Source organism: Pseudomonas sp. BF-RE-22 (assembly GCF_019956155.1).
In the GTDB taxonomy this organism is placed as follows: domain Bacteria; phylum Pseudomonadota; class Gammaproteobacteria; order Pseudomonadales; family Pseudomonadaceae; genus Aquipseudomonas; species Aquipseudomonas migulae.
Map to the genome: position 1 here is coordinate 14,466 of NZ_JAHBDD010000042.1, position 24,592 is coordinate 39,057.

24 protein-coding genes are annotated in these 24,592 nt (G+C 57.1%); 5 read left to right on the forward strand and 19 right to left on the reverse strand.

Translation table 11 applies throughout. The annotated features are described in order from the left end of the window. Positions 1 to 52: 52 nt before the first annotated feature. The 12 genes from KGA82_RS19675 to KGA82_RS19730 all read right to left on the reverse strand — a co-directional run bounded on the left by KGA82_RS19675 (position 53) and on the right by KGA82_RS19730 (position 11,978). Positions 53 to 1,186: a hypothetical protein gene (locus KGA82_RS19675; RefSeq protein ID WP_223451990.1), complete on the reverse strand. Its 1,134-nt coding sequence runs from the start codon at positions 1,184 to 1,186 to the stop codon at positions 53 to 55. Between the two features lie 375 nt (positions 1,187 to 1,561). Continuing rightward, entirely contained in the window at positions 1,562 to 2,296 is a 735-nt protein-coding gene (locus tag KGA82_RS19680; protein WP_192229049.1) for a WecB/TagA/CpsF family glycosyltransferase, read from the reverse strand. After that, on the reverse strand, positions 2,296 to 3,483 hold the full coding sequence (locus tag KGA82_RS19685) for a glycosyltransferase family 2 protein (protein ID WP_223451976.1): 1,188 nt from the start codon (positions 3,481 to 3,483) through the stop codon (positions 2,296 to 2,298). Before KGA82_RS19685 ends, KGA82_RS19680 begins: the two co-directional genes overlap by 1 nt. After that, a complete protein-coding gene (locus KGA82_RS19690; RefSeq protein ID WP_223451978.1) occupies positions 3,480 to 4,682 on the reverse strand; it encodes a glycosyltransferase in 1,203 nt (400 codons plus the stop codon). Before KGA82_RS19690 ends, KGA82_RS19685 begins: the two co-directional genes overlap by 4 nt. A gap of 75 nt (positions 4,683 to 4,757) precedes the next feature. Next, positions 4,758 to 5,693 carry a DUF535 family protein gene (locus KGA82_RS19695; RefSeq protein WP_223451980.1) on the reverse strand — a complete coding sequence of 312 codons (936 nt, stop codon included), beginning with the start codon at positions 5,691 to 5,693 and terminating at the stop codon, positions 4,758 to 4,760. Between the two features lie 7 nt (positions 5,694 to 5,700). Then, a complete protein-coding gene (locus KGA82_RS19700) occupies positions 5,701 to 6,678 on the reverse strand; it encodes a glycosyltransferase family 2 protein (protein WP_223451992.1) in 978 nt (325 codons plus the stop codon). Positions 6,679 to 6,721: 43 nt separating this feature from the next. Then, positions 6,722 to 7,246, reverse strand: a complete 525-nt coding sequence (locus KGA82_RS19705) for a serine O-acetyltransferase (RefSeq protein WP_223451982.1) — start codon at positions 7,244 to 7,246, stop codon at positions 6,722 to 6,724. Positions 7,247 to 7,254: 8 nt separating this feature from the next. Beyond that, a complete protein-coding gene (locus tag KGA82_RS19710) occupies positions 7,255 to 8,211 on the reverse strand; it encodes a glycosyltransferase family 2 protein (RefSeq protein ID WP_223451983.1) in 957 nt (318 codons plus the stop codon). Continuing rightward, positions 8,208 to 8,819, reverse strand: a complete 612-nt coding sequence (locus tag KGA82_RS19715) for an acyltransferase (protein ID WP_008041075.1) — start codon at positions 8,817 to 8,819, stop codon at positions 8,208 to 8,210. Before KGA82_RS19715 ends, KGA82_RS19710 begins: the two co-directional genes overlap by 4 nt. A gap of 75 nt (positions 8,820 to 8,894) precedes the next feature. After that, positions 8,895 to 10,358 carry a GMC oxidoreductase gene (locus tag KGA82_RS19720; protein ID WP_207285933.1) on the reverse strand — a complete coding sequence of 488 codons (1,464 nt, stop codon included), beginning with the start codon at positions 10,356 to 10,358 and terminating at the stop codon, positions 8,895 to 8,897. Next, complete coding sequence (locus tag KGA82_RS19725) at positions 10,355 to 10,549, reverse strand: hypothetical protein (RefSeq protein ID WP_207285932.1); 195 nt, start codon at positions 10,547 to 10,549, stop codon at positions 10,355 to 10,357. The genes KGA82_RS19720 and KGA82_RS19725 overlap by 4 nt, the downstream gene beginning before the upstream one ends. 52 nt (positions 10,550 to 10,601) lie before the next feature. After that, positions 10,602 to 11,978: an oligosaccharide flippase family protein gene (locus tag KGA82_RS19730; RefSeq protein ID WP_207285931.1), complete on the reverse strand. Its 1,377-nt coding sequence runs from the start codon at positions 11,976 to 11,978 to the stop codon at positions 10,602 to 10,604. A gap of 95 nt (positions 11,979 to 12,073) precedes the next feature. On the opposite strand from KGA82_RS19730, the gene KGA82_RS19735 reads away from it, so the two are divergent. From KGA82_RS19735 to galE, 3 genes are read left to right on the forward strand one after another with little or no spacing between them, the layout of a single operon-like run. Further along, on the forward strand, positions 12,074 to 13,600 hold the full coding sequence (locus tag KGA82_RS19735; protein WP_008041071.1) for an O-antigen ligase family protein: 1,527 nt from the start codon (positions 12,074 to 12,076) through the stop codon (positions 13,598 to 13,600). Positions 13,601 to 13,605: 5 nt separating this feature from the next. Further along, positions 13,606 to 16,221, forward strand: coding sequence for a cellulase family glycosylhydrolase (locus tag KGA82_RS19740; RefSeq protein WP_223451985.1), 2,616 nt, complete (start codon positions 13,606 to 13,608; stop codon positions 16,219 to 16,221). Positions 16,222 to 16,264: 43 nt separating this feature from the next. Next, entirely contained in the window at positions 16,265 to 17,242 is a 978-nt protein-coding gene (gene galE / locus KGA82_RS19745; protein ID WP_008041069.1) for a UDP-glucose 4-epimerase GalE, read from the forward strand. A 46-nt stretch (positions 17,243 to 17,288) separates the two neighbouring features. Here galE and KGA82_RS19750 read toward each other — a convergent pair whose 3' ends face one another. The 7 genes from KGA82_RS19750 to KGA82_RS19780 form a co-directional block, all read right to left on the reverse strand. Next, a complete protein-coding gene (locus KGA82_RS19750) occupies positions 17,289 to 18,020 on the reverse strand; it encodes a CpsD/CapB family tyrosine-protein kinase (RefSeq protein WP_223437084.1) in 732 nt (243 codons plus the stop codon). Between the two features lie 86 nt (positions 18,021 to 18,106). Beyond that, on the reverse strand, positions 18,107 to 19,672 hold the full coding sequence (locus tag KGA82_RS19755; protein ID WP_008041067.1) for a GumC family protein: 1,566 nt from the start codon (positions 19,670 to 19,672) through the stop codon (positions 18,107 to 18,109). A 20-nt stretch (positions 19,673 to 19,692) separates the two neighbouring features. After that, positions 19,693 to 20,811 (reverse strand): hypothetical protein, encoded by a 1,119-nt coding sequence (locus KGA82_RS19760; protein ID WP_207285928.1) that lies wholly within the window; start codon positions 20,809 to 20,811, stop codon positions 19,693 to 19,695. 26 nt (positions 20,812 to 20,837) lie between these two features. After that, positions 20,838 to 21,395, reverse strand: a complete 558-nt coding sequence (locus KGA82_RS19765; protein ID WP_207285927.1) for a polysaccharide biosynthesis/export family protein — start codon at positions 21,393 to 21,395, stop codon at positions 20,838 to 20,840. Between the two features lie 14 nt (positions 21,396 to 21,409). Continuing rightward, on the reverse strand, positions 21,410 to 21,607 hold the full coding sequence (locus KGA82_RS19770; protein ID WP_223451987.1) for a hypothetical protein: 198 nt from the start codon (positions 21,605 to 21,607) through the stop codon (positions 21,410 to 21,412). Between the two features lie 154 nt (positions 21,608 to 21,761). After that, the gene (locus KGA82_RS19775) at positions 21,762 to 22,259 is read right to left on the reverse strand and encodes a hypothetical protein (protein WP_223451989.1); all 498 of its coding nucleotides are present in this window, start codon (positions 22,257 to 22,259) and stop codon (positions 21,762 to 21,764) included. Between the two features lie 283 nt (positions 22,260 to 22,542). After that, positions 22,543 to 23,370 (reverse strand): AraC family transcriptional regulator, encoded by an 828-nt coding sequence (locus tag KGA82_RS19780; protein ID WP_223437076.1) that lies wholly within the window; start codon positions 23,368 to 23,370, stop codon positions 22,543 to 22,545. A 134-nt stretch (positions 23,371 to 23,504) separates the two neighbouring features. On the opposite strand from KGA82_RS19780, the gene KGA82_RS19785 reads away from it, so the two are divergent. Together KGA82_RS19785 and grxC are read left to right on the forward strand one after the other, a co-directional pair. Beyond that, on the forward strand, positions 23,505 to 24,023 hold the full coding sequence (locus KGA82_RS19785) for a carboxymuconolactone decarboxylase family protein (RefSeq protein ID WP_008033958.1): 519 nt from the start codon (positions 23,505 to 23,507) through the stop codon (positions 24,021 to 24,023). Positions 24,024 to 24,050: 27 nt separating this feature from the next. After that, on the forward strand, positions 24,051 to 24,302 hold the full coding sequence (gene grxC / locus KGA82_RS19790) for a glutaredoxin 3 (protein WP_008033960.1): 252 nt from the start codon (positions 24,051 to 24,053) through the stop codon (positions 24,300 to 24,302). Positions 24,303 to 24,592: the final 290 nt, after the last annotated feature.

The following is a 24,592-nucleotide window of genomic DNA, read 5'->3' on the forward strand; positions in this document are numbered from 1 at the left end:
CCCCGGCGCAATATGATTGCGCAGTATTTACAGCCAACTACTTTTCAATATCTCAAGTGCAGAGAACAGTTTGCAAAATGGGCGGCGACTTCAAATGAGCATAGCGACTACGCAAGTTATCGAGCAGCGTGGCGTCCGGTTCCCTGGAACAATGGAGATACAGTTTGGATAGCCCCCCAAAGCCCATTTCACGATATCGATTTGCAACTTCTTCATCACTTGGCCCGTCGGGTATTCCAAGATGAAGTGTCAAATGTTTGCCTTCAACAGCAAAAAGCGGCGTCTCCCACAGAAACTGCGCAGCGCCGGTCCTGGGCAGCCGAACAAACACGTAGCCATGGTTTCCCAGCGTATCGACATCACCGCCGCGCCTTCTTTTCCACTCAAGAAGCCCGTCGTCCGGACGTGCCAGACACGTCCCGATATCGTAGTAATCAAATCCGTTTTCTATTGCCCACTCAAGCGCCATGAACGTGGTGATGGAATTGACTTCACGTAATTTCCTGGCATCTGAAAACACCTCGTCAGGGTAGCCAAAACGCACGGTGCTCCAATAGCGCTTGCCCGCGCGAGTGACGACGCACCCCAGATGGCAGGCAACAACCTGGTCTTCCAACACCACCAGATCGAGGCGTCCGGCTCTTTTAGCCACCCGCTGAACTTCATGTGATGCAATTTGCGAGGCGGCTGCGCCATGACGGGCCCTGGCATAGGGTTGAAGCATTTCCCGATCCGCCGTTTCAATCTCATCATCGTTCAATGCTTGCTTCATGCCGTAGCGCAACCGGTTCTTGCGTAGATTGCGCCGTAACTCGGTGTTGTATCGCGCCGTAATCTCATCAATGGATCTGCGCAGTGGCACGACAGCACTCAGGTATTGCGGCACATACAATGCACCCCAGGTCGGCATGTCACTGACAACGACCGTGCGGTCTGATTTCGACAGGTTATCAACCCCCTGAGGCTCAGCCCCCAGGAGCACCTTCACAAATTCCCGCTGGGATTTTCTGCCCACGTAAAGAATGTCGTAGCGGCTGTCTTCCCGCAGTTTGAACCTGGCGATTTCCCAGCGCCAAACACAGGCGCGCGCGGCTATATCACGTAACCAGGCGAGCGCTTTTCTTAGCTCAAATCGCATGGAAGGCGACATTAACTTGTGTATCAGTTTTGATATATATGCGTTCATTTGCTTATTAGCACACATCAAGAAGCGTTCATTTGAGTTTTCAAACCAATAGATCAAACACTCGAAATGAGAGTCGATAGCTCACCACGCTTTTCAAAATATGCGGCAAACCATAACTACCCATATGATGTGCGCTGTTTTTTGAATGTACGTCCAGCTGTCTTTCTTGCGAGAAACTCGCCATTCACTCTCTGTAATCAAGATTTTCTGACGTCATTTATTCGTCTCCAACCTTAACAAAAAAACGCTCCAACTCATCCACCGAGTCGGTAATACAAGGGTGAGTAAAGATGCTGGCGCAGAGTTTTGCAAGATATTTCAGACGTGCTTTTCAGGCAGCCCGAATATTAAAACTGACGTCAAATTCCTGTTACGTCAGGAACTTCGACAGATGAGTGTGCGTAACAAAAACTTGGGGTTACCCACGATATAGCGAGTGAATAAACGCTTTGGCTCACTGAGCAGCCTGAACACCCACTCGCAACCGAGGCGACGCACCCATTGCGGAGCACGCGTCACCTTGCCGCCGAGAAAATCCAGGATCGCCCCACCGCATACCACCAGGCATGGCACGCCACTGGCGGCCAGTCTCGCGGCAACGACTTCCTGCTTGGGCATGCCCATCCCCAGCACCACCAGTTCCGGCAGTGACTGACGGGCAAGGTTGACGTAATCATCCACCCCTGCAAAACCATGGTGAGCAGAGACGACATTGACCGCAAACACCGCTTCGCAATGCCGCACCGCGTTGGCCAGAAAGGTCTCTTCAGTTCCCCAGAACGCCACGCGCCGGCCCTTGTAGGCGGCCAGTAATTTGGGGATGAAATCGGTGCCGTTCATATTCAGCCCCGGTTCGAGACCGAGTCGGCGATACAGGATGGCCATGCCGGAGCCATCCCGTAACAACACGTCGGCTGCCGACAGCGCGTCGTAATAAGCGGGGTTGGCCGTCACCAGGTTCATGGCATGGGCATTGACGAATCCAAGCACTGTCGTCCCCTCGGACCGGGACAATGCATCAATCAATTGTTGTTCGTCGCCAGCATCGCGAACCACCCTGAGTTTGCGCAGGATGGTTTGCCAGTTGTGCTGCCAGGATAAGGGGCTCATCAGGTGTCATCTCGCTTCGAACGCACCCAGTCGACCTGGCGCTTGAGCACAAAACCAATGTACAGCGGGATTTTCTTCAACGCGTAGAACGGCGCATACAACAAGGCTGAAAACGCGATGATCCCGCGACCGAACCGACTCCATGCCAGCAAGACAGTCACGCCCAACAGTGCGAGCCCGAAAGACGCGATCAAGGCTGGCGCCAACGCGCCGCCGAGCAACACCACCAGCCATGAGAGGCTGAAGGCGACCACCAGCAGCAACGTCAGCAAGGCCAACGGCGGGACCAGTAAATCCGCGGTCATTGCCAGAAGGTTCAAGTTGCCTTTGCGGATAGCCTCTGACAGCAACCTTGGCGCATCACTGAGGATGACCCCGAGATGACCATGCTCCCAGCGTGTGCGCTGGATGCTCAGGCCTTCGTCGCTGCGCGGAAAATCACTGCTGACCAACGCATCGGGGCAAAACAGGGGCGGTTTGCCGCTTCGGCAGAAATCCAGGCCCATCTTCAAATCTTCGACGATGTGGCCACTGGCTAATTCGATCAACGCCAAATCCCGCCAGGCGAACGCCATTCCCGAGCCCATCAACGAACAAGGCAACCCCAGTCGGGCCCACCCCTGCGCTCGCACCTGATTCTTCACGCACCAGGCGAATTCGGCAATTTGCACTTTCAACCCGGAGCCTGCAGGCGCATGCATCAAGTACAGGGCCTGTGCTGGACGCCCGGAGTCGATGCAGCACAGTGCCAAACGCTCAATCGAGCCTTCACCCACCCGCGAATCGGCATCGACAACAATCATCACGTCCGGTGCATCGCTGGCCAGGTAACGCACCCCGAAGTCCAGTGCATACCCCTTGCCTCGCTGCTGAGCATTGCTGCGCTCCACCACCTCGGCACCCGCGGCGCGGGCCAGCGCGGCCGTGTCGTCAGTACAGTTGTCCGCGACAACCACCAGGCGATCGCCCGCCAGCAGTTGCGGCAGAATGCTGTTCAACGTCGCGACGATCAGCGAGGACTCGTTGTGAGCCGGCACCAGCACCGCCACCCTCGGTCGCGATCCTTGCGCCGGTGCAAGCGATCGCACCGGCAGACTGGCCAGCAGCACCTGCACGAACAACACCCACACCGGCAGGACGATGAGTATCAGCAGTGCACTGAACAGCCAACCCAGTAACGTGATCATGCGTGCGCCTTGAACAATTCAGCCAGCTTGGCTGCTTCGGTATCGATATCGTGCCGTTCCAGCACCCGCTGATACGCGGCATCGCCCATCCGCTGCAACACCTCGACAGGTTGCGCGAGGCAGTCGGCCAGCGCCACCGCCAACTCATCCACGGCGCCCGCGGGAAACAACCAGCCGTTCTCGCCCTGACGCACCAGTTCGGGAATGCCCGCCACGTAGGTCGTCAGCACGGGCCGGCGCAAGGCCATGGCTTCCATGATGACCACCGGCAAGCCCTCGCCGAAGCTCGGCAACACCAGGGCCCGCGCCGCCAGGATTTGCGCCCGCACCTGATCGCTGCTGATCCAGCCGGTAATGCGCACCTGCGCCTGCAAGCCATGCCGTGCAATCAGGGTTTCGATCTCTGCACGCATTTCCCCGTCGCCGGCCAGTACGATCTCGAACACCACGCCTTGCGCCGCCAGTTTTCGCGCCGCCTCAAGCAACAACAGTTGCCCCTTCTGCTCGCACAAGCGCCCCACGCACACCAACCGCGGCACAGACGGCACAGCGACAGCCGGCACCTCATGGAACGCCCGCTCCAGGCCGCAGTGAACCACCTTGACCTTTTCCCAATGCGCATGCTCAACCCAGCGAAACAACTGGCTGCGCCCATAGGAACTGATCGCTGCGACAAACGCCGCGCGCCGGACTTTCTCGCCCAGATGGATAAATTGTGGTTTGTCGAACTCTTCCGGGCCGTGCACGGTAAAGCTGTACGCAGGCCCGCCGAGCGCACGGGCCAACATCACCACCTCGGTTGAATTGGTGCCGAAATGCGCATGCACATGCCTGGCGCCGAACACTTGCAACCAGGACAACAACCGGCACGCCTCGAACAAATAGATCACATGATACGGCCACGGCCGATCGGCACGCAGGCCCATGCGCAACGCCAGCCACAGCGTCGAAAAAAAGCGTCGAGGCTGAGCGCGCAGCACTTGCAGCACCGGCCCTGCCAGCGCTTTGACTCCGCCCTGCAACACATAGTGGGTCTGGGCTTGTTCGGACACGTCCTCGGCATCCACCAACTGCGCATCCCAGCCGCGCAGGGCAATGCGCTGCACTTCAAAGCCCTGACGCTCCAATGCCAGAATCTCCCGACGAATGAAGCTATGGCTGACTTTGGGGTATTGATTGATGAAGTAAGCGATACGCATAAGCACCAAGCTTGGCTGTCGTTGCGGTGAATGATTACAGCGGGGCATCCCACGGTAGTTCAGTGGCCTGGAACCTCAATCAGCCCCACGCGGGTGGCTATAACTGCCAATCAACACGCCGTCTATCTTTTTGAACGTGTCCTCCAGCAACTCATAACGCCTGCGGTACATGGCGCGTTTTTTCGAAGCGATACTCTCAAGCGGTTTGCTCGACGGGGCCATGGGGATTTCAAAGAAGTCTTCCCGCGCTGACGGCGTCGCGCCATGTTCCAGCCAGATCACATCGTAATTGGCCGCCAGGTCCTGGGTTTTTTCAGCACCAAAATAGGCGTGCCGGTGATGACGGAACCCGTCGCTTACTGCGTAGATCCTTTCAACGCCAATCCGGGCCGCGATGTATTTGATGACTTCAATCAGAAAGCTTCGTGGCCGAAGACCTTCGAAACTTTTTGTCAGCTCCCGGTAAATGTCCAGGGAGCGTTCGCTCTCCACCCCTTTGTGAATCCCTTGCACGGCACCGATGAAAATACACAGCTCACCCTCGGTGCAACACAAGGTGAACGCAATCGATGCAATGCGTAAATCACCCTGAAACAGGTTCAACACCAGCTCGCCTTCGCGCATAAACCAAATGGGGCGATCCAGCACCAGGGAACAATCGGCAGCGAAGGCCGACAAGTCACTCAACACCAGACTTTCACTTCGACCAAACAGCAATAGCTGCGGGCAGCTTTTCGTCACCACCTCATAGTGCGAGGCCAACACACTCAGTCGGTCCTGAGGGTTCCAGCTTTTGCTGATGTAGGGCCAATGAACGACCCCCACACAATCCCCGCCCAACTTCGCAAAACCGGCGCTGCCCAAAGCGTTCGACATGCGCCCGGTGAACAGCTTGAGTTCAGCCCAGTTCTTTGCCACTAAAATCATTAATTCGAGCTTGTTTTTCACGGCTCTCAATGAATAACCAGCGTGTAAAGAAAACGCGTTTTTCAGCAGTTGCCAGTTATTCATTTAAGTCTCACTTGTATTCGATCAACGCGGACTTGCGAGCGCCGAACCTGTTCAAAAGAAACTTCAATTGCCCCAGCATCTCGGGAAATTTTCCCAGCACCAGAAAGAATGCCTGCAACCAGTTTTCCCGCGCGGATCCCGAACCCCGACGGGCCAGGCGCACGACCTGCAATGGGTAAACCAGCAGCAACAGCAGGCCAGCCCCTCCCAACACCAGGCTGGCGAGAACAGTTGCCAGCGGAATGCCCAGGCCCCAGAACCAGGCGCGGCGTGACTCACGCAGCCAATGCTGCTCGGGGGCCGCCCCATGCAAATAAGCACCTTCGGCAAAAGCGTAGCCGCCGCGCAGGGTTCGCTTCCACCATTGGCCGAACCGGGTCATGGTCGCATCGTGCAGGGTCATTTCCTCAGGCAGCCGCCAGACTTTCCAGCCCTTGGCACGCAGCCGCACACACAACTCGGGCTCTTCCCCGGCAATCAGATCCGGGCGAAACCCCGACACTTCGGCGAAGGCGTCAGCGCGCATCAACGCATCGCCCCCGCAAGCCTTGGCCTCGCCTATCGGCGTGTCCCATTCGAGATCGCACAACAGGTTGTAAATCGAATGCTGAGGAAAGCGTTCACGGCGCCTCCCACATACCACCGCCACCTCAGGATGCGCATCCAGAAAGGCTTGCGCCTTTGACAGCCAGCCGCCGACGACTTCGCAATCACCATCGACGAACTGCACATGACGCAGCGAAGGCAACACGCGTTGCACGCAGGCAAATCCTTCATTGCGCGCGCGTGCAGCGGTAAAGGGGATGCTCATATCCAGCTCGACCACTTCGACGCCAAGCGCCTGCGCCATTGGCACCGAACCATCGGTTGAGCCGGAGTCGACATAAACGACCTGCTGCGCGGCATCAACCAGCGACGCCAGGCAACGCTGCAACCGCTGGCCTTCATTACGACCGATCACAACGACACCCATGCCGGTAGTCATGACGCTCACTCAGCGCCGCCATCGAAACAGGCCTTCGGATAACTCATGAGTATTCCTCTGTTTCTACTGACTTCCTTTTCTTGATGGTCGCGGGCACACCCACGGCCACCGAGTCGTCGGGTACGTCGATCAGCACCACGGCGTTGGCCCCAATCACGACATTGTTACCAATGCGGATGTTGCCCAATACCTTGGCCCCGGCGCCGATATCCACATTATTGCCAATCACCGGGGCAATCGGCTCGTTCACATTCTTCAGGCCTACGACGACGCCATTGCGGATCCGGCAATCATCGCCAAACTGCGCATAGCCACTGATCACAATGCCGCCGAAATGATCGATGACGAAGTTGCGCCCGACCACGACTTCACAGGGCAACTCGATGCCCGTCATGATCTGCACCAGTTTGAAGAGCACTTTATAGATAAAGGAGAGCAATTTACGCAGCAGTGCCGGGCGCACACCGTAGCGCCAGCGCCCGAAGCGATAAACCAGCATGACCCAGAATCCCTGAGCGCCCCAATCACCACCATAGGCACGCAAGTCCGCCCGTATATTCTCGAACATTGATTGACCTACCGTGTGGGTTGGGTAGCGAGTCGGGTTTCACGCAGCAGCGCCCAAGTGGCACGCGTATGCTGCCAGCACGCCGCGATGGCGGCTCGGCCACGACCTTTGAGCAGCGCCTTGAGCGCCAGAATCAGATCCCCCAGGCAAACCAGGAACATATGCCAGCCCAACCCCAGCAGGCCGTGGTGCTTGCGGAAGTACAACAGCTCGCTTTCGATTTGCATCCTGGGTATTTGCCGACTGACCGCGTTGAGTTCAACCACTGTTTTGGCGCTTTCACCACCGATATGCACCACCGTGGTATGCGGGTAAAAAACCACCTTCCAACCGGCCTCTTTAACGCGTTTGCAGTGGTCAACTTCCTCGTAGTAAAGGAAGTAGCGCGGGTCGAACAAGCCCACCTGGTCGATGACTTCCCGGCGAATCAGGTAATAGCAGCCGGGCACCCAGTCGCATTCACGGACCGAGTCGTGATCCCATTCCATGTCGTCGACCCGCTTCACCACCGGGAAAAAGCGTTCAAGCCCTGCACGGGAAAGGAAGACATTCAACGGTGTGGGGAAATAGCGGCAGGAGGGTTGCAAGTCGCCTTCGCGTCCGACCAGCCGAACGCCAAGCACGCCGCAATCAGGATGAGCCTCCATGTATTCGAGGGTTTTGTTCAGGGTGTCGGCGGCAACGAAGGCATCGGTATTGAGGAGTAACGCGTACTTGCCCTGCAAGTGTTCAACCAACTGATTGTTGGCACGGCCAAAGCCCACATTTTTGTCATTGGCCAGCAGCAACGCCTCCGGGCAAATGGAGGCCAGACACTCCAGCGAATTGTCGGCAGAGGCATTGTCCACCATCAAGTAGCGCGTCAGATCCGCACTGTTTGACTGGCGCAATGCATCAAACATCGGCTGCAACAGCTTCGCTGTGTTGTAGTTGACGACCAGCACATCAAGGGGCGTATTGATCATTTGGGTGACTCGCCAAAAAAGTACTGCACTCGCATGGCCATCAGCGCCGGCTCCACGCCTGGATCATAGGCACCGTTGCGTTCTCTGATCAGGTCCATCCACGGATAGTCGTTGCAGCGCGTCTCGAATTTTTTCATCAGCTCGTCAACGGTACAAATGACCCTCGCTGGATTGCCCGCGACCACGACACCAGGCGGAACATCTTTCCTGACAACAGCACCTGCGGCGACAATTGAGCCCGGACCTACGGTCACACACGGCATGATGATCGCAGCATGCCCGACAAAGCAGTTGTCACGGATGTCGACAGGTCCGACAGCATCGAGTTTTACGTTGTAGATAGTGGAGAAGAAAACGGCACCATCGTGGCAGAACAGCGTGCAATCCGCTAAAGCGATGTTGTTGCCGAGGCGCACCAGCGAAGGGTCAGCGATATTGCACCCGACATTGATCCACACATTGCTGCCGACGGAATGCAGTGATCCCCAGCGCGCCAGATATCGAGCCCACTCGAACCCGTCAGGATTACAAAACCGTTTAAAGAGCCAGCGTCCCCGCCCCGTTTTGTTGACGTAATAACTTACAGCACGTCTTGCCAGCCCTATCATCCTGTCAGCCTCACAAATCCTGCGATGTTCATCCGTGCCAGAGCCAGGTACACCCCGGTTTTTTTGATTGTAGTATCAGGAATATCTGCCCGCCGGGCCCTCTTGATGATTGAGATGATCTGCCAGCCTCAGGGTAAGCTGTAAAAGCGGCATGGTCGGATTGCTCGCACCGGCTGTAGGAAAGACACTGCTGCCCGCCACGTAAAGATTCTCGGTGCCGAACACTTTGCAGTTCTCGTCGACCACACCGGACTCAGGCGCCGAGGCCATCCGTGTAGTCCCCATATGATGAGCATGGGGCGTCACTTTCAGTGGCACAGAGACGTCATACACGTACTCATGCAGCTTGACGAAGCCCAACCCCGTTTCGGCAAAACACTTCGCCACCTCCAGCCCTATCGATTTGATGGTATGCCTGTCTTCGAGGACCAGCTCCCAGTTGATGTTGACCTTGCGCATCCCCAAGACATCTCGCGCCTCGAGCAAATTGACGCGGCTGTTAAGGTTGGGAAATTGTTCGATGAGGGTGGTAATCACCCCGTCGCCAGGGCAATTGAAATTCGTAATGAAATCGATCTTGTGCCCCATTCCGACGTCGCAGACGAGGGTCTCCAGAAAACCCTTGATGGCCGCTGTTCGCCCATAGGCTTTGACCTCCGCCAGCAACGCAGCAGAAACGTTCCCTTTACCTGACTGAAAGTGCGCGACAAACGCATCGGTGGTGAAATACTGCCGAGGCTCGGTACTCTGCCCCTCCCCCAGAATGAAGGTGCCCAGCTCGAGGTTCAGGTGTTCCATGAAACATCTGCCGACGAAACCGTCCTTGCTGACAATGCCGGCGGATGCCAGGGACTCGCTGTTCATCAGTTGCCGGGCATTCTCGATGGCGCCCGTCGCGAGAATGAATTGCTTTGCCTTCACTCGTTCCCGGTGCTTCTCGTAATCGGACACAACGATGGTGGCTATGCGGCCGGTCTTGGCATCGAACTCAAGATCGACACAGTTGCAATTGATGAAGACATCAAGCCCCTCGGTCTCTTGAAGTTCCTTGGCGTATTTTTGTGCAAATCGTGTCGGCGGGCTCAGCAGGAAACGATCCGCGTCAAAGTCGTTACCATCCATGGACGCATTAATGGCCTTGAACCCGGAATCCGTCGGAAGATCCACAATAGCCATGGCCGCTGGCAGATAACGCTCGATCTCGGAAAACGCTATGGGCCAGCCGGGCAGTTTGACCGGAGGAGCCATTTCGAAGTCTGACTTCTCGAAGGGACGGCAACGCCCCGCCCAGTGGTTGGACGTGCCGCCGAGAAAGCGCAGGCGTGTTTCATGTGCGTAGACATCCAGGCCTGTCGAGGGGCAGTCATAAAGGGTTTGCGAGGGCTGCGAATACTCGTGCCCCCCGCCCTCGATCAGCAACACGTGCCGACCATTCCCGGCCAGGCGCAACGCCAGCGTGATGCCCGCCGGCCCGGCCCCGATGATGCAGAAGTCATAATGATCGCGGAGTTCTTTCTGCGATTGGTAATCTTTGATCATGTTCGCGTTTGCCGAAAATACTGGGCCGGCAACACCCAGCCGTTGACGACGACAAACCCGCTTTTTTCAGAAGAAGGCGAAGCAAGGAGCGAGGGCAGTCCAAATGTCATCCCCCCCAGACTTAATAGAGCGAACGCCTGGAGGAGTTCTCTGCGCCCCATCGCGGAGGTATTCAAATCAAGTTCACTCATGCTTCAAGCTCCCCGACATTGAAATTGAAGACTGCAAAAGACTTGAATCAAGTCAAAGCCAATTGGCAAGGCCCAACACTAACTCCCCAAACCCGACGCCTACCAGCACCATTGGCAGTACAGCCAGCTCTCGTTTGAGATTGAACAGCCCCACACGACGGTTCACATAAACAATTAGCACAAGTGTAGGAAACGTATGCAGCGCGACACCCCAAATTGCATATTTCACGCCGCCAACGGCCAGCAGCAGCGGCAGTAACACCCATAACGAGATGGCGCGAATAATGTTATCCATGGCCTGGTACTTCGTGAGCCCCAAGGCAAGCCAGGCTTGATGCGCCACGCCATAGCGCAAGATGAAGAAAGACAGTGAGAGCACGGCCATCATGTTGCCGGCCTCGGCATAACGCTCATCGTATAACCAGTGAATGATGAGAGGGCTGATGACCCACAACAGCCCGCAAATAAACAACAAGGCGATGTCGATAATCAGTCTGAAGCGGTCATACAAAGCGCGCAGCCGTACGGTGTCATTGCTTCTTGCCGCCTCGCTGAAAGCTGGCAACGCCACGGCGCCAACCAGCCTCTGCGCGCCGAGAGTAATAGCCCCCAGAATCAGCACGGCAATGGAATAAACACCCAGTTCGGCGGCCGACATGCTGCCGCCGAACCAGATGCGATCGCCATTCATGGCCAATACGCCCACTGCCGACGACAACAATATCCAGCGCCCGAAGACGACCAGCTCCTGGAGCGCACTGCGATCCCACTGCAGATGGTTATGCGGGCCCTTGAACCAGAAATGCCCCAGAAGCAGACTGACCAGGGCGGAAACCAGACCCGCCCCCACCAGCGACCAGATAGACCGGGTGAAGTAGCCGATAACCAGCATCACCAGCAGGCCGGAAATCTGGGACGCAAACTCGGCGAGCACGACTTTCTTTTGCTGGAATGCACGAACGGCCACGTCGACCTTTGTCGACTGAAAACCATAGATGAGCGCGGACAAGCCAGTAACGGCCAACACCAGCGGCAACTCCGGTGCGGCATAGGTGGATCCAGGCGACCACAGATTGATGACCTGTGCAAACCAGGCCAGGCCTGCAATCAGAAGCGTCAAGGCAAAAAGGATAAAACCGCGCACGATCTGCACGGTCCAGACGGTATTGAGAAATACCGGATCGTCACCACGCGGGCTCTGGATGATGTTCTGGCGCAAGCCCACATCGGAAAGCAAATGGATAACGACCGAAACGGTGGTAGCGATAATCATGATGCCGAACATCTCCGGCATCAGCAGGCGAGCCATGATCAGGTTGCCGCCCAGGCGCACGGCTTGAGAGGTGACAAGTGCTCCGAGATTCCATGCTCCGGCGAATATCGCTCGCTTGCGCAGGCTCAACGATGGCGATATATCAACTGAAGGCATAACATCAATCCCGGACTCTGTGGCACGAACGTTACTATAGCCGCAATCAGGCAATCCACTATGCTTCGCTCACCACTCAATAAGTTTAAAAACTCATGCCTGAGCACTTACGCGCGTTAACCGTCATTCTGGTTCTGGCCGGCATCGTTTTTACCCTTTCACGCCGGGCTGCAGCGGACCTTATCCCCTACAGCGACTTCACGCGTCGCCGCAATCTGTGGTTCGTGTTGACGCTCCTGGTCTTCGTCTCGCACAGCTTCTGGGTGTATGCAGCCGTTGCCGCCGTCATCATGACCGTCGCGGGAAAACGCGAGCGCAACCCCATCGCGCTGTTCTTCTTTCTGCTGTTTCTGGTCCCGCCGGCCTCGGCGCAGATTCCAGGCTTGGGCGTGATCAACTACTTTTTCGATCTCAACCATATTCGCCTGCTGTCCTTGTGCGTTTTGCTGCCGGCGTTTTTTGTGCTGCGCCAGCGTGCAGACACACTGGCATTCGGGCGGACCTGGCCTGACAAACTGTTGGCCGCCAACATCCTGCTGGCGAGCCTGCTATTGCTGCGCGAAACCACGCCCACCGACACCTTGCGCCAAGTGCTCTACATGTTCATCGAAGTTTTTCTGCCGTACTACGTGGCCAGCCGGGCACTGAAAAACCTCAGCGACTTCAAGGACGCACTGTTGGCCTTTGTCCTCGCCTCCATGGTGTTGTCGATTATTGGCCTGTTCGAATTTGCCCGCAGCTGGCTGCTGTACAGCGCGTTGATCGATGCCTTGGGCATGCAATGGGAAATGTCCGGATACCTGAACCGTGGCGGTTCATTGCGCGCCAGCGCCACGACCGGCCAGGCGATTGCGCTGGGCTTCGTGATCAGCACAGCCATCGGCTTTTATATGTATCTGCAGGAAAACGTGCGCAGCAAGTTCCAGCGCCGCCTCGGCGCACTGCTGCTGGCCGGCGGGTTGTTTGCACCGCTGTCGCGCGGCCCGTGGATCGGGGCCGCCGTCATGATCGCAACCTTCATCGCCACCGGCCGCAGCGCTTTCAAACGCCTGATTCTGCTGGCGTTGGTCGGCGTGCTCGCCCTGTCCTTGCTGGCGGTCGTGCCTGGCGGGCAAAAAGTGCTGGACCTGCTACCGTTCTTAGGCACGATCGAAGTAGAGAACATCACGTACCGGCAACGCTTGATCGATAACGCAATGATCGTGATCCAGCGCAACCCCTTGTTCGGCGCTTTCGACTTCCGCAACACGCCGGAAATGCAGTCCATGATTCAGGGCCAGGGCATCATCGATATCGTGAACACCTACATCAACGTGGCGCTGCAGGTCGGGTTGATCGGGCTGACACTGTTCGTGGCTTTTTTCGCCACGGTGCTCTTCGGTCTGCGCAAGGCAATGCGTTCTTTCTCCGACAAGGACGATGAGACGCGCCGACTGGGGCGTGCGCTCTTCGCGACGCTGGCGGGCATATTGGTGACCATCGTTACCGTCAGCAGCATCACGGTAATCCCCGTGGTGTATTGGTCGGTGGCCGGGCTGGGCGTTGCCTATGTCCAGATGGTTCGCAAGCTCAGGCAAACCTCACCTGCAACCGCTGTAAGTGCCCATCCTCAACTTCGGTAATGCCAATGCCCAGCTTGTTTCGCCGCACACCTCTGCTGCTCATCGCGCTCCTGTGCGTTGCCATCTGGCCGTTCAGGAGCTGGGCGTCGGACTGGGTCGCGAGCGTGGATGAGCGCAGCGGCCTGCCGATGCTGACACGCGGTGGCAGCCCCGTCTTGGCATCGACATTCACCTTCTGGGGAAGCAACTGGGAGTGGTTGTATTTTGCGTCCCGGTTCAAGGCAAACGCCCCCCACAGTTACTCCCTGGAAGGCCAGAACAAAGACCTGGACTTCGACTTGACGGCGCAGATTCAAAAGGACGGCGAGCAAAAGCTGACCTGGAACTTTGCCCTCGATGCGCACAGCACGAAGTCGGGTGTAATGGGCGGGGGCATCGTCTTCAAGTTTGACCCGGCACTGTTCGCGGCAGAAATGGGCGAACCGGTGCTGCTCCCCGACAACAGCGGCTGGGCCTGGGAAAACGCACAAGGACGACGCATCGAGATGCGTTTTGAGCCGGCACTGGCGAGTGTCTATTTTGAACCCGGCGACCGATCCGAGGTGCGCGCTTTTTTCTACAAAAGCACGATCAGGCCCGGCCAGCAAAACATCAAAGCCACCCTGAGCGTCTCGGGTGATGTGACACTCGGCCCGACCCTGACCGAGCGCTTTGGCCTGACGGACCCGACACGTTGGCCGAACGACAACATCGACATAAAAACCTCACCGGTCGATCTGTCGTTTCTCAATGCTGGCGAAAAACCTGCGGGCAAGCGCGGTTTCGTCAAAGCGTCCGGCGAGCAGCTGATGTTCGCCGACAACACCCCGGCGCGTTTCTGGGGCACCAACATCACGTCCTACGCGCTGTTCCAAACGTCCGACGATGCAATCAAGCAGCAAGCCAAACGCCTGTCGGCACTCGGTTTCAACCTCGTGCGACTGCACCACCATGACTCACCCTGGGTCAGCCCGAACATTTTTGGCGAGCGCGACCTCACGCATGACACTCAGCAACTCAGCGCGCAGTCGCTGAAAAAAATCGACTGGTGGATCAAGTGCCTGAAAGACGAAGGTATTTATGTCTGGCTCGACATGCACGTCGAGCGAGCCCTTATGCCGAAGGACAACATTTTTGCCTTCGATGAGCTGCCAAAAAATGAGCAGAACAACGCCAGCCTCAAGGGTTACGCGTATGTAAACATCACCATTCAGCAGGCCATGAAACGCTTCACCGAAGCCTACATGACCCACGTAAATCCCTTTACCGGCCTCGCCTACAAAGACGAGCCGGCAATCGCCGCCGTCCTGATCACCAACGAAAACGACGTCACTCAACACTTCGGCAATGCCCTGTTGCGAGACAAGGGAGTTCCCAAGCACTGGAAACTCTACAAAAACCAGGCCGATGTCTTTGCCAGCCAGCACAATCTATCGCAAGGACTGACCTGGCGTTCGTGGGAGCATGGCCCCTCCAAACTGTTCCTTAACGATCTGGAACAGCGTTTCAACGTAGAGATGATTCAGCATCTGCGCGACCTCGGCGTGAAGGTGCCCATTGCCACCACCAGCAGTTGGGGAGGTGACGGTCTGAGCTCATTGCCGGCCTTGACCAGCGGTGATGTCATCGACGTTCACAGCTACGGCGGCGCGGGCCAGCTGGAGAAAAACCCGCTCACCTCCGACGGCATCATCGACTGGATCGCCGCCGGCCAGGTGACAGGCAAACCCCTGACCGTCACCGAGTGGAACAACGAACCATTCCCGACACCCGACCGCCACTCGTTGCCAATCTATGTCGCCGGCACCGCCAGCCACCAAGGCTGGGACGCGCTGATGCAATATGCCTACAGCCAGCAATCATTCGACGGCGACTGGGTAACGGCCGATAACTGGCACGCCTACAACGACCCCGCCATGCTGGCCACCCTGCCCGCCGCCGCCTTGCTCTATCGTCGCGGTGACGTCAGCGAAGCCAACACGACGTACGTCTTCGCACCGACGCCCGACACCCTGTTCAACAAACCCGTGTCACCGGCCAATTCTGCACTGCTGCGCACGGCGATGGAGATAGGCAAGCTTCAAATCGCCATGCCACAAACGCCGGAACTGGCCTGGTTGCAGCCGGGCATTATCCCGAGCACTGCCAAGGTGTTTCATGACCCTGACCAGTCGTTGCTGGACGCCAATGCCAGCGAGTCCACGACGGATACGGGCGAGCTCAAGCGCAACTGGAAACAAGGCATCTACACCATCGATACGCCCCGTACCCAGGCTGTCACCGGCTGGATCGGCGGCGAATCGATCAGCCTGGGCAACATCAAGGTGCAAGTGAAAACGGCGAATGCCAGTGTGGTGGTGCAGAGTCTGGACAACGCACCCGTCGCACAATCGAAGGATTTGCTGATTTCATTGGGCACCCGCGCCATCCCCAAGGAAGACGACAAAACACCGTTTTATGTGGAGCCTCTGGAGGGCACGCTGAGCCTCCAGGCACCGCCTGGCCTGACGCTCTTTACTAACGGCACGCTCGCACAAATGAAGAAACTGCCCGCAACCTATGTGGATGGACGCTATACGATCAAGTTCGACGACCTGCAGGCGTCCAATTGGTTGTTTTTGAGAAAAAACGCCACTCGCTGACGCTGCAATCCGCTTGCACAGGAACAGTTTCCAGGAGGTCAGGATGAAGTTTTTGGTGATTGGCGGCGCAGGCTACATCGGCTCGCACATGGTGAAACAATTGCTGCGTGCGGGTCACGAGCTGGTGGTGGCAGACAATTTTTCCACCGGCTACCGCAGCGCCTTGCCGGGCGGAAAGCTGGTCGAACTGGACATCGCCGACGCGCAAGCCCTGGACGATGTTTTTGCTGCTGAACATTTTGATGCGGTGTTCCACTTCGCTTCATTTATCCAGGTCGGCGAATCCGTCACCGAGCCAGCCAAGTATTACCGGAACAACCTCGCCGCTACGCTGACGCTGCTACAAGCCATGGTGCGCGCGAAAGTCAAACACTTGGTTTTTTCCTCGACCGCCGCCGTCTATGGTGACCCGGTATACGTGCCCATCGACGAAGAACATCCCAAGGCCGCCATCAACCCTTATGGCCGCAGCAAGTGGATGGTGGAGCAGATACTGGAAGACTTCGACCGCGCCTACGGTCTTAAATCGGTGTGCCTGCGCTACTTCAATGCCGCCGGCGCCGACCCTGAAGGACAGCTGGGTGAACGCCATGAACCGGAAACCCACCTGCTGCCACTGATCCTGCAAGCGGCCTCGGGCCGACGCGAATCCATCACCGTGTTTGGTCGGGATTACGACACGCCGGACGGCACCTGTATTCGCGACTACGTCCACGTGGTCGATCTCGTTGCCGCTCACGCACTTGCCGTGGATTATCTGCTGGCCGGTGGCGCAAGCACGGCGTTCAACCTCGGTAACGGCCAAGGGTTTTCAGTACAGGAAGTGATAGACACTGTGCGTCGCGTCACCGGCCAGGACTTCTGCGTCAGTGACGCGCCCCGCCGTGCCGGCGACCCGCCACGGCTGGTGGCCGACCCTCGAAAGGCCAACGCAATACTGGGCTGGCAAACTCAATTTGCCTCGCTTGAAGAGATCGTGACGCACGCCTGGAAGTGGGAGCAGAAGCACCCTTGGCACTGACAGTCGGCGCTGGCGCATAACGCGCCGCGCGCCGAAGGGTGACGCGCTAGTAGTAAGAGCGGTTTTGTGGTTCGGCTTTGTTCAGCACCGTGCCAATCAGATTGGCTGAGCCCAGGTGATGCAGGCTTTCCTCGATCTCTTTCTTGCTGTTCATGCCGTTGGCGACCACGAGCAGGACGCAGTCGAATTTCGGCAGGACGGTAATGACATCGTCCGAGCTGAGGATTGGCGGCAAGTCGAAAATCACGATACGCGAGTTGTAGCGTTCACGCAGATCACTGATCAAATGGGTCACTGCGGGCGATGACAACACCTCGGTGGAGAGAGGAATCGGCTTACGGGTCGGCAGGACTACAAAACGCGGCAAGGTCGGGTTGACCAGAACCTCTTGCAGTTCCGCTTCGTCGGCCAGGTATTCGTTGAGTGATTTATCCATCGGCAGACCCAGGCAGGCACCCACTGTCGGACGGCGCAGGTCAAAATCCACCAGCAATGCAGTCTTGGTGGTGTGATGGGCGATGCTCATTGCCAGGTTGATCGCCAGGACCGTCTTGCCTGCCTCCGGTGTCGGCGAGGTGATGGCAAGCGTACGCCAGCCGTTTTCTTCCATGATTTTCAGAACTTGCGTGCGCAGCAGGTCGAACGCCCCGCCCATGTTCGAGTTCTTGTTGTACGCCACAATGCGGTTGCGCTCGAGATGATCCGGGCGCAAAGGCACAACTTTGGTTTGCACATAACTGAGCGCATTCAGACCTGCAGAGTGCCCGGTTGCGGTCATGGCTTTTGGCGTGGCCACGAGGGCCGAGGACGACTGTTTTTCATCATCTTCGGTATCGGTCTTGTTAAATTCCATGGCTGTATTCCTTATGCAAACCGGCCCAAAGCTTTAAAAATCAAAAGATCCAGTGGCATGTAGAGGAAGTGCACGAGCACCAGAAAGATCACGAATGCCACTATCCCACAGATGATCAAGCGCGTTCGCCACCTCTTGCGATTCGCCAGCTCCGCCTTGGTGTGAATGTAGGGAATGGCAACCAGTACACGCCGCCCCAACACGCTACCCAGGGCTTCAGCTCCGCGCACACGCTGAGTCAGCATTTCCAGGAGCATCACCAATGCGCCAGCGCCCACAGGGGCAAGAACGAAGCCCATGGCAACCACTTTCTTGCGGTTCGGCCGTACCGGTTTTTCAGGCATCAGCGGCGACTCCAGGAGAACAAAACGCTCGGCTTTGTTTTCCTGTTCCAGGCTTTCGGAAATTCTCGCATTCATCTCCTTGGCGCGCATTTCCTCGTATTTCTTTTTCGCGTTGTCATGGTCACGCATCAGCGTGATCAGGCCGCGCTCGACTTGTGGCATTTCAATAATCTGCGCTTCGTATTCGGCTATTTTCTGCTGCGTCTGCTGCTTCTGATCGGCCAGCGACTTGATACGTGCGTCGGTGGCCGCGATCCGCGCCTGAGCCTTCGCTACATCCATACTGACGGACACTACCGAACTCCCCGCCACCGACTTGTTCGCCTCAAGTGCCGCAATCTTGCGTTTCACGGCACGCACATCGGGGTGGGCTTCGGTATACAGCGTCAGCAAACGGACGTATTCCGCCTTGAGGCTGCCCAGATCCTGCGGTTTGTCAGCGGCTGCACCTGCCACGCCAGGCTTGGTCGCTACGCCGGCATTGGCGGCGACAAGCTCCAACTCATTGAAGCGCAAATCCTCACGGGCAGCCTTGTAGTCACGATCGACTTCCTTGAGGTCGTTTTCGGCGCGGGTCAACATGTTCGTGAGCAATTCCCGATTCTCGGGCAGCGATTTGCTGTGCTCCTCCTTGTATTTCGCCACGCGACTGTCCTGGGCATTCAGGGCAACCTCGAGCTTGTCCGCCTCCTGCTTTGCGAACTCTGTGTTTTCATTGGCGCGCTCGGTGCGCTGCCGGATGTTTTCATTCAGGAACAGCGTCACCAGCTCGTTGGCCACTTTGTTGGCAATCTCTGGTTGGCGGTGCTCAAAGGAAAGACGAAACGCAATCGTCACTTCCCCGCGACCCTTGACCGCGGCGCTGACCAGGGTGACCCCGATCGTATTGCGCATTTCATCGATTTTCTCGGAAACGCTCAACTGCCGGCCTTGAGAAGAGAACAAGTTGTATTTGTCGATGATCGCTAAAAGATTCTCCCGGGTCATCACACGCTGGCGAATGACCTCGATGCGCTCATCGGCAAAGGTGCCGTTGTTTGTCGCGACCAGTTCAGGCGAGATCTGCTGCGACTCGATCAGGATCGTGCCAGAGGACTCGAACGTGGGCGGCAGCGACATCGCGACCGCGATGCTCACGCCAAGTATGGCTGCGCAACTCACGATCAACAGCACGGCGTGGTGTTTGACGATGGCGATGTAGTCGTTGACCGACATTTCGTATTCAGAGGCCATATTTCTCACACAACTGAATTTCAGAGACCGGGGTAACTGTAAATCAGTGTCATCCCGACAATATTTGCGCTGGCATCCGGCAAGCCGTCCTGCTGACGCTCCTTGTACGTGAAGGATAGGCGCGCAATCCAAAAAGGCGAGAGTTCTTGACTGATCCAGGCACTGTAATTAAGCAAAGTGTTTGGCGTCTGGCCTTTGGTGTCCTGCCAGGAGGCATCAAAACCGGTGCGTCGGATCTCATCGATGGCGTAACTGAATGTTCCCTTCAGGTTATCCGCCTCGACGAACCCGCCGTCACCGCTGGCGACCGTACTGCGACCGGCGTCGACGATTGCATCAAACCGCTCGCCGGTGTATTGCAAGGTCAATCCGCCCTGCCCCTTGGGGCCGTCACCCGAGCCGGAAACCTGATTGACGCCCGCGTACACCGTACCCTTGAACTGCTCGGAGAGCTGGAAGTTCACGCCGACCGTGGGTGTATAGCTGTTTGAGGAGGATGCCACTGCAGAGCCCTTCTCAGGCTCATAGCGCCTGACGCCCAAACGGGTGAACACCTCGGTCTGCTCGCTCCACGCGTAGCTCCACGTAAAGCGGGTGGCCAGTTCGTCGTAGTTGATCAGGGTCGGAATGTCGTAAGTGACATGAGTGTAGTCAGTCTCGTTGAGCAAGGTACTTCGCTCGCTGAGAGCCGTATGCCAGTTGCCGCCCAAGGTATACAGCTTTTGCGTGCCGTCGGCTGCTACCACGCCGGTTTCCTGAACGGCAGTAGAGAGCGTTGAACTCTCTTCATACCTGGCCTTGAGCCCAAAACCGCCCGTTTCGGTTTCCCGCTGCCACCCCAGTTTCAATCGGGGGTCTTCACGGTCCGTCACGATGTCGGTATCGGAAGAACGCACGACGTATACACCGAGACCGAATTGAAACTCATCCCGACCGGAAGTACCGACAAGGCCGTACTCGGGAGCGATGATGGTGCGGGTCACACCCTGCTCGCCACTCGTGAGCAACAGTGGATTGCTGTCGTACTCGACAGTCGAAGGCACCGCGATTGATGATTGCCAGGTCGCCGCATGGGCCACACCGGAACACGACAGGATCAGGGTTGCAGTGGCAACCCCGGTAGTTCGAAGAGCAAGCAAGTTAATCCTTAATGCATCGCGCAAGTCTAAGGCACGACCAGCGTATCGCCGGCCTGGAGGAGAATATTGGTGGACATGTCACGCCCGGACATCAGATCGCTGTAATTGACTGGCAGGATCTGTTGCTTGGTCCCGTTGAGTCGCACGACCTTGATTTCATCCTTGTCGGCAAACTTGTCGAGCCCGCCCGCCACGCTCAACACCTGCAGCACTGACGTTTGACCTGATAAATGGACACTGCCTGGCTTCAACACTTTGCCCTGCACGTACACGAGATTGCCATCCGTGCTGGTGACGACAACGCTCACCTGCGGATCGGGTATGTACTTTACAAGTTTGGCAGCTATTTTCTCTTCGACTGCGGTGGTATCGAGACCCGCCACATCGACTTGCCCTGCCAGCGGGAAGGTAATGCTTCCGTTGGGAAGAACGATCACGTCCTGCTTGAGCTTGTCTTCGCCCCAAACGGAAACGGCGAGCTTGTCACCCGGACTCAACCGGTATGCAGCATCGTTTGCGACGGCATTGGAAATGCTGGGCATAACTGCCAGCGCGCAGACCACAGGTAACCAGAAACGCGACATCGGGATCCCTCCGCCTAAGTAGCCTTGCCAAGAGTCTTGCATAAAAACCGGGGTAAATCACTCTTGCTCATTTTTAGGTCAAGGAAACGATCAAGGGGCTGTTTTTTGCGCTCAACGCCGTGCGGTTTTCGTCGGCCTGACGCCTCTATTGCCTGCCGGGAAACAGCTGGCGAAGGAAGTTTTTTATTTAACAATAAGTTGTCGTTAAACATATCGACCTCGATGTCTGCCTGCCAAATTAATAGCACTCTGTTTAATAGAGCCCGTCATTCAGCTAATACATCGCCAAACCCACTAGCAGATCAAATTGATATCAATCACTAGTGTCAATGCGCCACACAATCGCCAGCAAAAACAAAAAGCTAGCTACACCTTCCGCCGGTTGGCGACCATGACAAAACCGAATAACGCGGATGAAAACAACCAGGCGGCAGCTGCTAACGGAACTGCATTCGATTGATTGGTGAGGGCATCATCCCCGCCACTCAAAACTTTACTTTGCGTACCTGAATCTGCCGTTAACTTGTCAACGGCAAGTTGCGCCATTAATCCGTCACAGGAAGAACTATTGACGGTAGCGCCCACCTTGGTGGCGGATTCTATAAGACTGTTGAGTTGATTTTTTGCTGTATCAGCGAAGCTGGTATCGCTGGCCGAAGCTGCCGCACCAGGACCGTTTGCAACGGTTGAAGGGGCACCACCCTGCTCGGCGGCGGTCATGCCCGCTTTTGGACCATACGCTTGGCAAGCATCGCCCATGCGGTTAATTTCACGGGTCAAATTGGCCGTTTGTGCGGTGGCAATGGCCGCACCATTAAAGAGCACGCAGAACAAAACGGATTTGAGAACCAGTGATGAACGCATTGAAGCCCGCCTCCCTGCACACAGGGTTTTCCTGATATCGAATGAAGGATTCGTTACCCAGCTGATTGGAGCCTATAAGCACATAGCCAGCACGTCAATGGTCTGTCACGACAATAAATTAAAATAAAAATCAAGGCAGAATGGCGTCAATAAATCGACAATTAGTCCTCATCACAACAAGGGTCTCTATCTCCTTGAAACGACTCAAACATGGGCATCAGCCCTACCGAAAACGGGCCTGAACGCTTTGCTTTTTCCTCGCCGAAACACCGGCGACAAAAAACTATCGACGCTGGCCGCCATGCATCCACTCTCGCGGACTGACGCCGGTCTTGCGCCGAAATGCCCGGGCGAGCGCCGAAGGGCTTTCATACCCCACTTCATCGGCAATCAGGGCAATGGACTTGCCTTCACGCAAGCGTTTCTGGGCCAGGCTGATGCGCCAGCTCACCAGGTAATCCACCGGGGTCTGCCCCACCACCTGACGAAAGTGTTCGGCAAAACTGGCCCGGGACATGTTGGCCGCCGTCGACAACTCAGCCACAGTCCAGGACTTGCCGGGCGTGTCGTGCATCAGGCTTAACGAGCGTGCCAGGCGGGGGTCGGCGAGACCGGCCATCATGCCGGTGCTTTGTTCGCGATTGGTCAGAATGTGCCGCAGCAACTGGATCACCAGCACTTCGAACAAGCGGTCCATCATCGCTTCGCGACCGCAAATGCCGCCGAAGGCTTCGTTGAACAACCAGTCCAGCGTACCGGCCATGGTCGGCACTTCATCGAGATCAAGTACCAGGTAATCGGGCAACGCCGCCGCCAGCGCATTCCCCGCACCGCCATCGAACGTCAGCGAGGCGCACACCAGTTGCGTGTCGGACGTGTCAGCGGCAATCAGTCGGTGGCGGTAAGGCCGAGGGAAGAAAATCAAGGTGGGTGTGTTGAGCTCAATCGCGCGCTCATCGGCCAGTTTCAGGGTCAGCTCGCCGGATTGCAGCAGATGGAGGTGCCCGCAGGCCTGATCACCGTCAAAACCGGTGGTGCCGCAAAAGGTCCCGCTGTGGAAGGTACCGGCGCTGACGCCGAAATGGCTGAGCAAGGTGGACAAGCGATCCATGGACAGACTCCTGGCGGCATATCTGGACGATCAGTCGCATATCCTCGACGATTTGCAGCCAATAGACCAGCGCTCGTCATTAGCATGGACCCCGTACCCAGCGCACACCGCGCCGTCATCTACGGAGATCCACCATGAGCCGCATCAACACCCTGAGCCTCGAACACGCCACCGACGCCACTCGCCCGCTGCTGGAAGGCGTGCAGAAAAAAATCGGTTTTTTGCCCAATGTCTTCAAGACGCTGGCGCATGCTCCCGCCGTGCTGTCGTCTTATCTGCAACAGTCTGCGACCCTCGGTAAAACGTCACTGAGCGCCACCGAGAAAGAAGCGATCTTCCTCGCCACGTCCCAGGTGAATGGGTGCGACTACTGCCTCGCGGCCCACACATTGTTTGCCGGCAAGGCCGGGTTATCCGCGCAAGACATCCTCAGCGCCCGCAGCGGCCAGCTCAATGCCTTTGCCACCCTCGCCCGGCAGATCACCGAAAGCCGTGGCCACCTGGGCAGCGAGCAGATCGCAGCGGCACGGGCAGCCGGGATCAACGACAGCAAGATCGTCGAAGTGATCGCTCACGTGGCCTCGCAGACCTTGACCAATTACCTCAACAACGTCGCCCTGACCGAGATTGATTTTCCGGCCATCGATGCTTGAACGACTGTCTATTCGGGAGAACCGCTGATGAACACCGTGACGCTCTATACCACTGACACTTGCCCTTATTGCCGCAACGCCAAGATTTTGCTGGCCAGCCGAGGCATTGCGGCACAGGAAATAAACGTTCAATCGGAGCCTGGGAAGTTTGAGGAGATGCTCAGCCGCAGTGGTCGCCGTAGCGTGCCGCAGATTTTTATCGGTGATGTGCATGTTGGTGGGTTTGACGAGCTGGCCAAACTTGATCGTCAGGGGGGGTTGATGTCGATGCTTGCTTGAGGCCGGTGACGGTTTTTTTGGGGGTGTACATATCCGTTGTTGTGGTAACGGCGGCTATTGGTTTCGCCCTTACGGCGAGTCACTTGGAAAAGCGCCAAGTAACCAAGCGCCTGCGCCCCTGACGTACGGTGGCTCGCTAATGCTCGCCATGCCCTCGCTCCGGTCCTGCTCCGTGGGCCCGCCGCCATCGGCCATCCATGGCCGGGGGCGGCTAACCCGGCATCCATGCCGGGTTGCCCACTGCGCAGAACCTCCACTCGGCCTTCCGACGGGGCAGATCAAGATCAAAA